Origin of the sequence: Ruegeria sp. HKCCA6707 (assembly GCF_013033515.1) — a bacterium.
Classification (GTDB): Bacteria; Pseudomonadota; Alphaproteobacteria; order Rhodobacterales; family Rhodobacteraceae; genus Ruegeria.
Genome location: NZ_WQEG01000001.1, coordinates 673,819 through 688,338 on the forward strand (window position 1 = coordinate 673,819; position 14,520 = coordinate 688,338).

At 57.9% G+C, this 14,520-nt stretch carries 14 protein-coding genes; 11 read left to right on the top strand and 3 right to left on the bottom strand.

The window, feature by feature from the left end; translation table 11 throughout:
* Positions 1 to 40: 40 nt before the first annotated feature.
* From GOW40_RS03340 to GOW40_RS03365, 6 genes are read left to right on the top strand one after another with little or no spacing between them, the layout of a single operon-like run.
* The gene (locus tag GOW40_RS03340) at positions 41 to 1,210 is read left to right on the top strand and encodes a mandelate racemase/muconate lactonizing enzyme family protein (protein WP_171128566.1); all 1,170 of its coding nucleotides are present in this window, start codon (positions 41 to 43) and stop codon (positions 1,208 to 1,210) included.
* Between the two features lie 16 nt (positions 1,211 to 1,226).
* Positions 1,227 to 2,069, top strand: a complete 843-nt coding sequence (locus tag GOW40_RS03345) for a TRAP transporter small permease subunit (RefSeq protein ID WP_171102372.1) — start codon at positions 1,227 to 1,229, stop codon at positions 2,067 to 2,069.
* Positions 2,069 to 3,691 carry a TRAP transporter large permease subunit gene (locus GOW40_RS03350; RefSeq protein WP_171128564.1) on the top strand — a complete coding sequence of 541 codons (1,623 nt, stop codon included), beginning with the start codon at positions 2,069 to 2,071 and terminating at the stop codon, positions 3,689 to 3,691. The genes GOW40_RS03345 and GOW40_RS03350 overlap by 1 nt, the downstream gene beginning before the upstream one ends.
* A 30-nt stretch (positions 3,692 to 3,721) precedes the next feature.
* Positions 3,722 to 4,723 (top strand): Gfo/Idh/MocA family protein, encoded by a 1,002-nt coding sequence (locus tag GOW40_RS22395; RefSeq protein ID WP_171128561.1) that lies wholly within the window; start codon positions 3,722 to 3,724, stop codon positions 4,721 to 4,723.
* 30 nt (positions 4,724 to 4,753) lie between these two features.
* Entirely contained in the window at positions 4,754 to 5,641 is an 888-nt protein-coding gene (locus GOW40_RS03360; protein ID WP_171128560.1) for an NAD(P)-dependent oxidoreductase, read from the top strand.
* Between the two features lie 3 nt (positions 5,642 to 5,644).
* Positions 5,645 to 6,526, top strand: coding sequence for a DMT family transporter (locus tag GOW40_RS03365; RefSeq protein WP_171128558.1), 882 nt, complete (start codon positions 5,645 to 5,647; stop codon positions 6,524 to 6,526).
* 26 nt (positions 6,527 to 6,552) lie between these two features.
* Here the strand turns inward: GOW40_RS03365 and GOW40_RS03370 are convergent, their stop codons facing one another.
* Together GOW40_RS03370 and uxaC are read right to left on the bottom strand one after the other, a co-directional pair.
* The gene (locus GOW40_RS03370; RefSeq protein ID WP_171128555.1) at positions 6,553 to 7,752 is read right to left on the bottom strand and encodes a mannitol dehydrogenase family protein; all 1,200 of its coding nucleotides are present in this window, start codon (positions 7,750 to 7,752) and stop codon (positions 6,553 to 6,555) included.
* Positions 7,752 to 9,116, bottom strand: coding sequence for a glucuronate isomerase (gene uxaC / locus GOW40_RS03375; protein WP_256367820.1), 1,365 nt, complete (start codon positions 9,114 to 9,116; stop codon positions 7,752 to 7,754). Before uxaC ends, GOW40_RS03370 begins: the two co-directional genes overlap by 1 nt.
* A gap of 102 nt (positions 9,117 to 9,218) precedes the next feature.
* On the opposite strand from uxaC, the gene GOW40_RS03380 reads away from it, so the two are divergent.
* Genes GOW40_RS03380 through uxuA form a run of 4 tightly spaced genes read left to right on the top strand, consistent with a single transcriptional unit; the run spans position 9,219 to position 13,460 of the window.
* Complete coding sequence (locus tag GOW40_RS03380; RefSeq protein WP_171128553.1) at positions 9,219 to 10,235, top strand: Gfo/Idh/MocA family protein; 1,017 nt, start codon at positions 9,219 to 9,221, stop codon at positions 10,233 to 10,235.
* Complete coding sequence (locus tag GOW40_RS03385) at positions 10,232 to 11,233, top strand: Gfo/Idh/MocA family protein (RefSeq protein ID WP_171102379.1); 1,002 nt, start codon at positions 10,232 to 10,234, stop codon at positions 11,231 to 11,233. Before GOW40_RS03380 ends, GOW40_RS03385 begins: the two co-directional genes overlap by 4 nt.
* Complete coding sequence (locus GOW40_RS03390; protein ID WP_171128551.1) at positions 11,230 to 12,282, top strand: Gfo/Idh/MocA family protein; 1,053 nt, start codon at positions 11,230 to 11,232, stop codon at positions 12,280 to 12,282. Before GOW40_RS03385 ends, GOW40_RS03390 begins: the two co-directional genes overlap by 4 nt.
* Positions 12,279 to 13,460 (top strand): mannonate dehydratase, encoded by a 1,182-nt coding sequence (gene uxuA, locus GOW40_RS03395; protein WP_171128549.1) that lies wholly within the window; start codon positions 12,279 to 12,281, stop codon positions 13,458 to 13,460. The genes GOW40_RS03390 and uxuA overlap by 4 nt, the downstream gene beginning before the upstream one ends.
* 135 nt (positions 13,461 to 13,595) lie before the next feature.
* On the opposite strand, the gene GOW40_RS03400 is transcribed toward uxuA, so the two are convergent.
* Positions 13,596 to 14,132 (bottom strand): DUF6428 family protein, encoded by a 537-nt coding sequence (locus GOW40_RS03400; protein WP_171128547.1) that lies wholly within the window; start codon positions 14,130 to 14,132, stop codon positions 13,596 to 13,598.
* Positions 14,133 to 14,150: 18 nt separating this feature from the next.
* On the opposite strand from GOW40_RS03400, the gene GOW40_RS03405 reads away from it, so the two are divergent.
* The gene (locus tag GOW40_RS03405) at positions 14,151 to 14,462 is read left to right on the top strand and encodes a helix-turn-helix transcriptional regulator (RefSeq protein ID WP_171207888.1); all 312 of its coding nucleotides are present in this window, start codon (positions 14,151 to 14,153) and stop codon (positions 14,460 to 14,462) included.
* Positions 14,463 to 14,520: the final 58 nt, after the last annotated feature.

Sequence of the window (14,520 nt, forward strand, 5' to 3'; positions counted from 1 at the left end):
GCGAACGGCCTGTCCGAACTTGCGCCGGGACCCCGATTTCATGAAAATCACCAGAATAACAAGCCACGTCCTGCAATACGATATGCCGGAAGTTCTTGGCTATTCGCAGCAGTATTACGACAGGCGCACAACCCATCTGGTCGAGGTTCAGACCGACGAGGGGGTGACCGGCTGGGGTGAGTGTTTTGGCCCCGGCAATGTGGCCGTTGCCAACAAATCCATCGTCGAGAAAGTTATTCAACCAATGGTCCTTGGCATGGACCCGTTGGACAAGGACGTGATCTGGCACAAGGTGTATAACCTTCTGCGAGACCATGGCCAAAGCGGTATGCCGATCCAGGCCTTGTCTGGCGTGGACATCGCGCTTTGGGACATTGCGGGTAAGGTTTCTGGCTTGCCGCTGCACAAATTGTTGGGCGGTGCGCATCGAAACTCCGTGCCCTGCTATGGCTATGGCATGATGCTGCGGGATGAACCGGTCGATGATCTTGCACGGCGTTTCGAGGACGAAGCCGCGCAAATCAAAGCGATGGGTTTTACCGCCACTAAGATGAAAACCGGGTTCGGTCCAAAACCGGATGTCAAACTCTGCGAAGCCGTTCGGAGAGGCGTGGGTGACGGTTTTCGGTTCATGGTCGACGCGAACCACGCTTACACAACCTCGGACGCATTCTACGTTGGCCGCGCGCTTGAAGAACTGGACGCCTATTGGTTCGAAGAACCCGTCGCGCCCGAAGACATTGACGGCTATCGCGAACTTCGCGCCGGGTTGAAGATCAACATTTCGGGTGGTGAGGCGGTGTTCAACCGCTGGGCCTGGCGACATCTTCTTGAAAACCGGGGCCTAGACATCGCGCAGCCCGAGGTTTGCGCTTTGGGCGGTATCTCGGAATACCTTCGGGTGCTGGCGCTTTGCCACGCGCATTTCACACCTGTGGTCAATCATGTCTGGGGCAGCGCCATCGCCGTTGCGACCAATCTGCATCTTCTGGCGTCCATGCCCGCGCTGCCGGGTGGGTTGCACCCGTGGGAACCGATGCTGGAGTTCGACACGACAGACAACAAGTTCCGGGATGATCTACTGACAGTTCCGCTGGAAATTCAAAAACAGGTCAAGGCCAATAACGGCCGCGTCACGATCCCGACCGGCCCCGGACTGGGGGTCGAGCCAAATCGGGACTTCATCACGCATTACACGATCGACGGATAGGGACGAGGGTTAAACGATGCATAAAAACTCAGGCGGGCTCATAGAGTGGCTCATCCCCCTGGCCTTCGTCGCCACGGCCAGTTGGCTGGTTTGGCACCTGCCAGCCTTTTTGCTGGACTGGCTGCCTTACGAGTCTGAATCACTCAAAAGCCAGGTCACTGAAATCTATCTGCGCAGTGACGTGACACCCGAAATGGCGGGCGTTTTCGGCGGGTTCATCGACATCATCGACCTTGCTGCGCTGATCCTTTTACCCATCCTTGCTGTGATCGGAACCAAGACCGTTCGACCGGCTGCGATGGAGTTTGACGGCCCCACGGCAATGGATCATTTCGCGCTGTTCATCGGGCGTGTCACCATGATGATGATCGCGATCATGACCGTTGTGATGCTGTACGAAGTGTTCATGCGGTACATTCTGGAAAAGCCGACCGAATGGGCCAACGAGATGACCCTTTGGTTTGCCAGTTTCGTATTCCTGATGTCCGGCTATTATGCCATGCAGCAGCGCAGCCATATTCGGATTTTCCTGCTTTATGATGCCGTGCCTCGTTGGCTTCAACGCGTATTCGATACGATCTCGACGGTGCTTATCGTGCTGTTTGCGTTCTTTCTGGTCTACGGCAGCTTCAAGCAGGTTTTCGTCAATAAGCTTTATAAATGGGAGCTTTACGGCTCGGCCTTCAACCCACCGATACCAGCGACCCTGCAGCCCATGGTGCTGATCGTGATCACACTTGTGGCGATGCAGGCGATTTTGAACCTGATCGCAGATTGGAACAAAGAGCCAGAAATCCACACCGATGAACCAGACGAAGACGAAATAGAAATGATCAAGAAAGCGGTGGGGCAAGACTGATGGACATTGGAACAATCTCTCTCATCCTGATGGTCGCGCTGATCGCGCTTTTGGCCATCGGTATGCCTCTGGGTCTGGCATCGGCTTCGCTGGCCGTTCTGGTTCTGGTGTTGAAGTTCGAGCCTACCCTGCTTTTGAACCCGTTCTCTTTCGGAGACGGCATTCTCACCGGGCGCCCGGGCACCGGGCCCTTATATATCCTGGCCCAGAAAATATACGGGCTCTTAACGGACTACGTGCTCATATCCGTGCCCTTGTTCATCTTCATGGCCTCGCTGCTGGAACGGTCCGGGATCGCCAAGGACATGTATTCCTCGCTGAATGTCTGGTTGTCGCGGACGCGCGGTGGGATTGCCATCGTGACCTCGATCATGGCCGTTATCATGGCCGCCATGTCCGGCATTATTGGGGGTGAAGTAGTCCTGCTGGGCCTGATCGCCCTGCCGCAGATGCTGCGGCTGGGATATAACCAGAACCTCGCGATTGGGGTGATCTGTGCGTCCGGGTCGCTGGGCACCATGATCCCGCCCTCGATTGTACTGATCATCTACGGGCTGATCACGGAAACCTCGATCAAGTCGCTGTTCACCGCGTCGTTCATCCCCGGTTTCATGCTGGCCTCGATGATCATTCTCTACATCATCATTCGCACCCAGCTGAACCCGGACCATGCACCTTTGCCGGAACCGGATCCCAACGACCCTGAACCTGGCGAAAAGCGCAAACTCTTTGCCGCGTTCATGAGCATTGTCGTCGCTGGTTTTTCGACCGTCCTGTTCATCCGTGCGGCCTTTTTCGAGCTTTCAGGCTCGAACGCCGCCAGCCAGGGCGAACCTGCGCGGCTGGGAACGGTTGAATACCTGCCGTGGTTTGCAGGCATCACCATCGTTTCGCTGTTGCTGATCTTTTTCGTCTTCGGGCGCGAACGCGCAAAAATCGGATGGGAGATGGGCAAAGGTCTTGTCGCCCCGATTGTGGTCATCGGCGTTGTACTGGGCTCGATCTATGGCGGCATCACCGGCATCACCGAAGCGGCGGGCATGGGCGCTTTTGCCGTTCTGATCATTGCCGTTCTCAGGGGCGAAGGATCCTTTGAACTGGTTTGGGACAGCCTTATGCGCACGCTCAAATCCACCGGTACGATCATCTGGGTCACCATTGGTGCTGCGGCGCTGGCGGGTGCCTATACCATCGCGGGTGGGCCGCAATATGTGGCCGATCTGATTGTTGGACAGGACCTGCCCACGATGTTGGTCATTCTGGTGATGATGCTGATCCTTCTTTTCATGGGGGCCTTCATGGATTGGGTCGGCATTGTGCTGCTGATCATTCCGGTGTTCCTGCCCATCGTGCTGCGCCTACCCATCGAAGAGATCGGGCTTATTGGTCAACTTGACCCAAGCCATGTGGCAATCTGGTTTGGCGTTGTGTTCTGTATGAACATGCAGGTCAGCTTCCTGTCTCCACCCTTTGGCCCTGCGGCGTTCTATCTGAAGTCGGTGGCCCCGCCCCATATCAGCCTCACAGATATCTTCCGCGGCTTCCTGCCCTTTATCGGAATTCAGCTGCTGGCGCTTTCGGTGCTGCTGATTTGGCCCGGTATCATCGCGCTGCTGCTATGAGGCCCCGCCACAGCAGATCGGAGCGGTAACGTGAAGCGGATCCTAGTGGTCGGAGGCGGGTTGATCGGTATGCGCCACGCGCAGGCTGTGATGCACCATCCCGATTGCGCGCTGGTGGGGCTGGCCGATCCCGACCCCACCATCCAGATCGAAGCCCCGCGGTTTTACTGCATGGGTTCCGTCGAAGCAGAGGTCGATGGCGCCATCATTGCCACGCCCACCCATCTGCACGCAGATCACGGGATCGAGGCGGCCCAGCGCGGATGGCATGTGCTGATCGAAAAACCGGTGGCCGGTTCGGTCGGGGACGCTCAGCGACTGCAAGCGGCACTGCAAGGCGCGGGCGTTCAAAGCCTGGTGGGTCATCACCGGCGCTATCACCGCAGCTTGCAACAACTGAGGGGTAAGATCGCCGAAGGGGCAATTGGCCGGGTCATCAATATCTCATTGCTGTGGGCCATGCGCAAACCCGATAGCTATTTCCAGCAGAACTGGCGCACATCGGATGGCAGCCCCGTGATGATCAACCTTGTGCATGACATAGATGTACTGCGCTTTGTCATCGGCGAGATTACCCAAATCGCGGCCCTGCGCGGCGCATCTTTGCGCGGGTCTGAACGCATTGAAAGCGGCGCCGTCGCGTTGGCCTTTGACACCGGTGCCACCGGAACCATCAGCTTCACAGACGCCGCCCCAAGCCCATGGGGGTTTGAGGCCGGAACTGGTGAGAACCCAAATATCGGCACTACCGGGCAAGACATGATGTGGATCACAGGCACCCAAGGTGCCATCAGTTACCCCTCGATGACGCTCTGGCAGGGGCAGGATTGGGGCACGGCTGCGACGCGACAACCGCTGGAAACTCCGATCCAGGATCAGCCCCCTTTGGCGGCGCAACTGGATCACTTTTTGGAAGTAATCGATGGGGCGGCACCGTTGATCGACGTCGCCGATGCCGCGCGCACACTCGAAATTGCCACGATGATAGAAGAAACGCTCCGCGCGCAACCCGCCGGGGCAGGATATAGCTGACCGCAAGGTCTTGGATGGAAAGGACACCCAATGAGCAAACCATCAATTGGATTTATTGGTCTGGGCCTGATGGGCGGCGCCATGGTCAGCCGCCTTTTGGACAAAGGCTATGCCGTCACCGTTCTGGGAAACCGTGACCGCACCCATCTGGATGCTGCGATTGCCAGGGGCGCGACTGAGGCCGCGAATGCCTGCGAACTGGCCAAGGCCAGCGATATCGTCATGCTGTGCATGGGCACCTCGGATCAGGTTGAAGGCCGTATGCGCGGTGCCGATGGGGTAATCGCCGGATTGAAAGACGGTGCAATTGTCATCGATTTCGGCACCTCGCTTCCCGGCAGCACGCGCACCCTTGCGGCTGAGGTTGCAGCGGCCGGAGGCAGCTATCTTGACGCTCCGCTTGGCCGCACCCCGGCGCATGCGCTGGAAGGCAAACTGAACATCATGACCTCGGGCAACAAAGCGGCCTATGACAATGCCGAACCGGTATTGAAAGATCTGGGCGAAAACGTCTTTTACCTCGGGGAGGTCGGCTCGGGGCATACAATCAAACTGATCAACAACTTCTTTGGCATGACAGTGGCCAACGCTATGGCCGAAGCTTTGGCGATGGCGGATGTGGCGGGTGTTGACCGCAAACAGCTTCATGAGGTGATGGCTGCAGGCCCGCTGCATTCCGGTATGATGGATTTTGTCGCAGCCTACGGGGTCGAGGGCGACCCGAACCAACTGGCCTTTGCAATCAAGAACGCCGCGAAAGATCTCGGCTATTACGACCGCATGGCCAAAGAGGCCGGTGTCACAAGCGTGATGTCACAGGGCACATTGTCTGCGCTCAATGATGCGCGTGACAGCGGACAAGCAGACGATATGGTCAGTCAGATGGTGGACTATTATGTCAATCGCTTCAAAAGCTGAGTGATGCCTGTCACGGCCAGTTCAACAGCGGATCTTCCGCGCCTCGGCATTCTGATGATGCTGTTGGCGTGGTTGGCCTTTTCGATTGTCGATCTGGGCGCCAAGTGGCTGGCCGTGGCCGGAATTCCTGCGTTTCAACTGGCCTTCATGCGCTATGCGGGCCACTTCGTGATCTCTCTGGGCGTTGTTGCAAAAGGTGGATTGGGGCTGCGCCGCTTTCAGACCGATCACCCGTGGCAGGTGATCAGCCGCGCGTTACTGTTGGTCTCAGCCACCGTCTTCAATTTTTACGTGCTTCAGTTTCTGTCGCTGGCAGTCGTTTCGGCGATCATGTTCTCAAGCCCGGTGATCGTGTGTTTTCTGACCGTTTTTGTGCTGAAAGAGAAAGTTGGGCCTTGGCGCATCGGCGCAATCATTCTGGGGTTTCTGGGTGTTCTGATCATCCTGCGCCCCTTTGGCACTGTCTTTCATCCAGCGATGCTGTTGATCGTCTATAATGCCACAGCGCTGGCACTGTATTCCATCATGACGCGCAAGTTGTCAGGTGTCGTCGCCGTTGACACGATGCAGTTTTATCTGGGTTTGACTGGCACGGTTGTTCTGCTGCCCTTCGCCCTTTGGTTCTGGGTTCAACCTGATAATATTGGCGGAGTGCTTATTCTGATCGCTTTGGGCGTCTTCGGGTGGGTTGGCCACCAATTGCTGACCAATGCGCATCGGTTCGGCACAGCCAACCAGTTGATGCCGTTCACCTACTCCTACCTGATCTATATGGCGATTTGGGGGTATCTGGTCTTTGGCACTGTTCCGGACGCCCGCACCCTGACCGGTGCCGCCCTGATCATGAGCGCAGGGCTGATCATCTGGAAACGAGAAAAAGCCTAGCAGTTGGCCACACCAAGGGGCCAAACTCACTTCTGCCGAAGGGCAGGCACAAGATCCTCGGCACCGATCAATTTCAACAATGCAGGCACCGGATCCGTCTGTCTTGCGGCCGTCGCGATCTCATCTGCCAGTGGGTCGTTCAATGCCCTGCCCTGCGCCGTTTCCGAAAGACAAAACGCGATCCAAAACCGCAGCCCGTCCCGAACGGCTTCTGACCCCGTCTCACGCAGGGTCGGCAAGAACCGGTAGGGTAGTTTCTGACTGCCATCCATCGCGATCTGATCGAGGCGGTGTGCCAGCTCTGGATTTTCGAACCGGTGGATCAACGCTTGCGCATAGGCCGGAACCTGATCCTGCAACGCCGCGGGCAGAGTGCTGCCTGCATCCGCCATCAACCGGGTCACCAGAGGGCGCAAGACCGGATCGGCCACCGCTTCATGCACATAGGTCAGGCCCCGCCCGAGCCCACCATAGGCCAAAAGCGAATGCGCGCCGTTCAACATGCGCAGTTTGCGCTTTTCATGCGGTGCAACATCATCGGTCAGTTGCACACCCGGCCAATCCGGGCGCGCACCTGCAAAGCGGTCTTCGATGACCCATTCAGAGAACGCCTCGGTCGGAACGGCCATCGGGTCACCACTGATCGCGCGCACCGCGTCTGTCGTGGCCGGGGTGATACGGTCGACCATCGAATTGGGGAAACTCAGGATATCCCAATTCAAATCCAACCCGGCAGCCTGTGCAAAATCGTACACCGCTGATTTCAGGACCGCCCCGTTCTCGAACCGGTTGTCGCAGCTCAGCACAGTTACCGGCGATTGTCTTTGCGCCAAACCATGACCGAGGAACCCGATCAGAGTCGAAACCGCTTGCCCTGACAGATCCGACTGGATCGCCGGGTCTTGCAGGTTCAGCTTGCTACTTGCATCCAGATGATACCCCTTTTCGGTCACGGTCGCCGAAATGATATCTGCGGTCTGGATCACCTCAAAAACCGCCGCGCGATCTTCGGGCACAACCAAAACATCGCTTATCACCTCGATGCGCTTTACGCCCTGCCCTTGCACACACAAGTCATAGGCAAAGCCCTGCTTGACCAGCCCGTCGCGGACGCCGGACGAGCGCAAACTAACGCCGATCACGTCCCATCCACTGGCCTGCGCCGTATAGTCCAGCAGATGTGCGCGGGCGAAATTTCCAAGCCCGAAGTGAAGAATTGTGGCCATCAGTTTTGCAACCCATATACCTGCTGCGCCAGATCCGTGGTCAACAGTCTGGCCAGTCTTTCGGCGTCGCTTTGCCCGAAATAGCCACGCGCAACCTGCTGTGCCAGGTGATCCGCAACACCCCGACGCCACAGATCATGCCGCGCGGGGATCGACAGAAAGGCGCGCGTGTCATCGTTGAACCCGGCCAGATTATAGTATCCCGCCGTCTCGACCACCTGATCGAAGTAACGCGCGATGCCTGCAGGGCTGTCGTGAAACCACCACGGAGGACCGATCCGCAGGCAAGGCCAGTGCCCGGCCATGGGGGCCAGTTCACGGGCATAGGTGGCCTCATCCAAGGTGAACAGGATGATGCGCAAGTCGGGGATGTTCCCGACCCGGTTCAACAGCGCCTCCAACCCGTTCACCCAATCCATTGCGATCGGAATATCCGCGCCCATGTCGCGCCCGAAGTCGCGCATCAGATCATGATTGGTGTTGCGCTTGCTGCCCGCGTGGATTTGCATGGTCAGCCCATCCTCGACCGACATTTGCGCCATTTCAATCAGCATATGCCCGTAAAACCGGCGCGCGTCCTGGGTCGAGGCTTTTTGCGTCTTGAGCCGCTGATAGAGTTCATCGGGTTCATCCAGCCACTCAGTATGCACGCGCTCGATACCATGATCCGTTGCGGTGCACCCCATTTCGATGAAAAACGCACGCCGCTTGCGAAGGGCTTGCAGATATCCGTCGTAGCTTCCCAGATCACAATCTGTGAGCGTTTCAAGCGCCGCAAGGTTCTGCACAAAACCGGGGTCGGCGCCGTCCAGAACTCCATCTGGTCGAAAGGTTGGGATCACCCGCCCGCCCCATTCACTGCGGCGGATTTCGGCGTGGTGAGACAGGTCATCCAACGCGGAATCCGTGGTCGCCAGAACCTCAAGCCCGAACTGGTCAAACAATGCCCTTGGACGAAACGCAGGGCGGGCCAGTTGGTCGGAAATCTGGTCATAGATTGCGTCAGCAGACGCCTCGGACAACGCCTCGGAGATCCCCAACGTTTCACGCAGGACATAGCTGATCCAGACCCGCGACGGTGTTCCCAGAAACAGATTCCAATGCCGGGCAAAGGTACGAAACACATCGCGCGGATCGGTGTTACGCCCCTCTGGTCCCACCCCAAGCTCGTGCAGCGGGACACCTTGCGAATACAGCATTCGGAACACGTAGTGATCGGGCACAACCAGCAGCTCGGCCGGGTTTGGAAACGGTGCGTCAGAGGCAAACCACGCCGGGTCGCAATGGCCATGAGGCGAAACAATCGGCATATCCTTGATGCCGAGGTACAGGTTTTCCGCTACCTCCCCCAAATTACCTGTCAATTCAGCCTCCTAAACAGAAATTCTCACCTGCCAGCATAGTTTTTTTGGTTGCATCTTTCATCAACAAAACCCCACATTGAAACCAAGTTTTTGGGGGGCTCTATGAACATCGCATTGATCGGCTTGGGAATGGTCGCCGGCACGCATGTCGCTGCGATAAAAGCGTCCGATCAAGACCTTGCTCTTGCGGGCGTTTTGGGGCGCAATCCCGAACGCACCGCAGAGTTCGCCCGCCGGAATGGCACGCGGGCATTCGGCTCAGTTGAGGATATCGCAAACGACCCTGACATCGATTTCGCCATCGTCGCAACGCCCCCCGATCAGCGCAAAGAATTGGTCGGGATACTGTCCGCTGCCGGAAAACCAATTCTTATGGAAAAACCCGTTGAACGGACACTGAAGACTGCGACAGAAATCGTTGAAACCTGCGAAGTATCAGGCGTTCCGCTGGGCATCGTGTTTCAACATCGCGCCCGCGCTGCCTCGCAAGCGTTGAAGCAGGTGTTGGAGACAGGCGCTTTGGGCACGATTGCCACGGTCGATATCCGTGTCCCGTGGTGGCGGGATCAAAGCTATTATGACGAACCGGGGCGCGGCACCTATGCCCGCGATGGTGGTGGGGTCATGATCTCGCAAGCCATACATACGCTGGATCTTGCGATGTGGCTGCTGGGGCCCATAACAAACCTCCAGGCAATGATGCGAACAACGCCCTTGCATGATCTTGAGGCCGAAGACTGGGCCGGTACCCTGTTTGAGATGGAAAACGGAGCGGTCGGGACGTTGATGGCCACAACTGCTGACTTTCCCGGTGCCGCCGAAACCATCACCATTCAGGGCACACGCGCCAAGGCCCATCTGGGATCGGGCGTTCTCACGGTGACCTCTCTGGATGGCACCGAAACCAAAACCGGCGAAACCGCCTCAACCGGCGGGGGCGCCGACCCTATGGCGTTTACACATGCGTGGCATCAGTCGGTCATCGAGGATTTTGCCGCAGCCATACGCTCTGGCACACCGCCCATGGCCACCGGTCGCAGTGCCCTGCGCACCCATGCGGTGATCGATGCAATGCAATCCGCCAATCAAAGCGGCCAGATAACACGAGTTACCCAATGAGTTTGACCTGCGTCGCCATCGGACTGGACCACCGCCACATCTATGGCATGACCGAAAACATGCGCAAAGTGGGCGTCGATTGCGTCGGCTATTGGACAGAGGGCACGCCGGAAACGCTGCCGGGATATGTGAAACGCTTTCCCGATATCCCTCGCCTCGACACTTTGGAGGACGCTCTGAACAGCGGCGCGGACCTTGCCTTGATCTCTGCGGTTCCGGCGGATCGGGCCAGATTGACGGTGCAGGCCATGCAACACGGCATGGATGTCATGAGCGACAAACCGGGCTGCACCACGCTTGCCCAACTCGACCAGATCAAGACAGCGGTTGCCGACACAGGCCGGATCTGGTCAGTGAATTTTTCCGAACGATTTGAAACACCTGTCAGCACGCGTGCAAGTGAATTGGTTGCTGCAGGGGCTATTGGCAAGGTCGTCCAAACTATCGGCATGGGCCCTCATCGCCTGAACCGCGCGACCCGGCCCGAGTGGTTTTTTCAGCGCGAACGATATGGGGGCATTTTGGCGGATATCGCCTCGCATCAGATCGACCAGTTCCTGCATTACACCGGATCTGACAGCGCCCAGATCACGAATGCATTTGTCGCGAACTATGCCAATCCGGGCGATCCCGGCTTGCAGGATTTTGGTGAGGTCAGTCTGCGCAGTGATCAGGGCACCGGATACATCCGCGTGGATTGGTATACGCCGGATGCTCTGCCCAACTGGGGGGATGGGCGGCTGACGATATTGGGCACCGAAGGCTATGTCGAGCTGCGGAAATACGTCGATGTGGGCGGCGCTGAGGGTACCGACCATCTGATCCTGGTCAATGGCGAGACATGCCAAAAGATCGACGCTTCGGATGCGGGCCTGCCCTATTTCGCGCGTCTGGCCGACGATATCCGCAACCGCACCGAAACGGCGATGACCCAAACCCATTGCTTTACCGTCATGGAACTGGCCTTGCGGGCGCAGGAAATGGCGGAAGCTCGATGATCAACGTCGCAATCCTCGGCGCCGGGATCGGGGCGCAGCATCTGGACGCCTTGGAACTGCTGAGCGACACGTTTCGCGTGAGTGCGGTGGTCGACAAGGACACAGCGCGCATTGAAGAGATCCGAGGAGTTTCAGGTTTTCGGGCCGTGTCCGACATTCAGGACGTCCTTGATGATCCGACCATCGACCTTATCGATATCTGCCTGCCACCGCATCTGCACGTCCCGATCACTCTGGCGGCGCTTGCTGCTGGCAAACACGTCGTCTGCGAGAAACCTCTGGCCACCTCGATGCGCGAGGTGCAGCAGATCATCGACGCCTCGGAAAAGGCGCGCAGGCACGTTTTCCCTGTGTTTCAATACCGTTGGGGGCCGTCCCTCGCGCAGCTGAGACACCTGCAAAGCAGCGGTCTGACAGGCGCCGTTCAGACCGCCGCGCTTGAAACGCACTGGTCCCGGGGGGCCGACTATTATGCCGTACCATGGCGTGGAACATGGGCAGGCGAACGCGGCGGCGCGGTGCTGGGGCACGCGATCCACAACCATGATTTGCTGACCCATATCGCAGGCGAAGTTGCGTCGCTTTCGGCGATGACCACCACGCGCGTGAACCCGATCGAAACCGAGGACTGCGCCACCATTTGCTTTCAGATGGCCTCTGGCGCGTTATGCACCAGCAATATCACCCTGGGGGCCGCCAAGGATGAGACCCGCTTGCGGATCGTTTTTGAGCATCTGACAGCCACATCCGGCACAGAACCTTACGCGCCGGGGCAACCGCCCTGGAGCTTTGTCGCCCGGAACCCCGAAGATCAAGCCAAGATTGATGCGGCCTTGGCCAGCTGCGCGCCAGAACCTGTTGGTTTTGAAGGTTTTTTTACCGAGCTCGGCAAAGCCCTGCAAACCGAGCCAAACGCGGCGGTCAGCCTTGCCGAAGGCGCGGCCTCAGTTGGTCTGGTCACGGCAATCTATCACGCCGCCCGAACGGGTCAGCGCGTGGACCTGCCCATCAAACCCGACCACCCACTGTATGAAGGATGGCAGCCATGAAACAATGCTGGCGCTGGTTCGGACCTCAGGACCCCATAGCCCTGGCCGATCTGCATCAAGTCGGGGTTGAAGGTATCGTTACGGCCCTTCATCACATCCCACCGGGTCAGGCCTGGGACAAAGGCTCAATCGCGGAACGGCAATCGCTGCTCGCCACCGCAGGTTATGGTTGGGATGTCGTTGAAAGCTTGCCAGTGTCCGAGGCCATCAAGACGCAATCCGCTGATATGGCTGCGCATATCGACGCCTACAGGTCCAGTCTCAGGGCTCTGGCCGCCTGCGGGATCAAGGTGGTGTGTTACAACTTCATGCCGATCTTGGATTGGACACGGACAGCCCTGCGCGCACCACAACCACATGGTGGTGCGGCCATGTTGTTTGACCTGACCGATTTCGCGGTTTTCGACATCCATATTCTACAGCGCGCGGGTGCGGTCGAAGACTATTCGGATGCGGTACAAGCCACTGCCAAAACACGACTTTCGGCCATGCCGGACACGTCGAAAGCGCAGCTCCAACATAATATCACCGCCGGGCTGCCTGGCGCCAATGATCAATGGAGCGTCGAGGACGTCCGCGCATTGCTGAGCACCTATTCCCACATAGATGCCGACCGGTTGCGCGCCAACCTGATCGATTTCCTGTCTGAGGTCGCACCCCTTGCGCAAGAACTTGGCCTCCGCCTGTGCTGTCACCCTGACGACCCGCCCTTCTCCCTGCTCGGTCTGCCGCGCGTCATGTCAAGCAGCGACGACTATGCCGCGGTGCTTGAGGCGGTTGACCTGTCTGCGAACGGCGCGACGCTGTGCACCGGATCGCTTGGGGTTGCAGCCGATTTCGACGGCCCGGAGTTTGTGCGCAGGCATGGCAACCGCATCCACTTTGTGCATCTGCGCAACACAAAACGCATCGAAGGAGCAGACAGGCAGAAACCGGATTTCTTCGAAGCAGCGCATCTTGAAGGCGATACCGATATGGTCGGTACCATCCGCGCGCTGATGGCCGAGCAGAACCGCCGAAAGGCCCACGGACGTGACGACTGGCAAATCCCTATGCGCCCGGATCATGGGCAAGAACTGCTGGGAGATCTGGGGGGGCATAGCACGCCGGGTTACCCGCTCATTGGCCGGATGCGCGGGCTGGCCGAGCTGCGCGGCGTGATGGCGGCTTTTGCTTGACGACAGCAAGAGCACATCAGCAGCTGTCAGACGAATTCGAACCAGTCTCGACCGAGTCAGAATAGTTGCCCGTTAGGCAGCGCCAAGTTAGCGCCAATCGGTGCGAACGGCGCTGCCGAAGAACAGATTATGGCTTTACGCACAGCATGTTGCAGCAGCCTTGGTCGAACCGCAACAACCCGAGGTCGCCGACGGCACCAACGCGCTACGTTGCGCTGGCTTACATAGCGCTCGTGCGTCATGAAGTTGGATTACGACGGCGTTTCCATAAGGTTCTGGGGCATCCATCGTCTTGAGATTCAAACCTATATTGTCGGGGGAAAACTCAACGTGCAGAGAGGCGTGGGAGAGTTCAGGAATGCTCTTAAGGCTTTTCGAAACGATGGCGCTGAATTTCCCAACACTCATATGGCTGTCACCGGCCCCATCCAGAAGCTGAAGCCGAGCTTCGTCCCAAGTTTCAATGTTGCCGCCACAGTCGATCCCTTTTGACGAGGAATGGCGAAGCTCGGTTACGTGATAGCCTGCCCCTATTTCGCGACCGTCGGACATGAAAACGAGTTTTGCGTCGGGGTCGCAGGATTTCAGAGCAGACAGCAAGGTAGAGAAGTTCATTTCAGAGCCTTTCATTTCAATGATTCTTGAAATATATTGCACCTTGAGCGTTATCATTTCAAGAGGCTTTGAAATATGGATGAGAATACGGCGGCAACGATGTTTCAGGCGTTGTCCAACGCAGATCGGCTGAAGGTTATCAAAGCTCTGGTGATCGCGGGTCCTGGCGGGATGAGTGCCGGGGAAATCGCAGAAAATGTCGGGGCAAGCCCGTCGCGTGCATCCTTTCACCTATCGGCACTGGCCGAAGCGGGATTTGTGCAAAGCGAAAGGCAAAGCCGAAGCATCCGTTACTTTGTTGATTTCGAAGCCATCGGGTCGCTGCTGTCATTCCTGATGAACGATTGTTGTGGCGGCAATGCTCAGCTGAAATCCTGTTGTCGGTGACGGTATGGACCCGAATTGCAGCGGTAAAGGACGAAGCCATCATGCTTTGAGGCAAAGA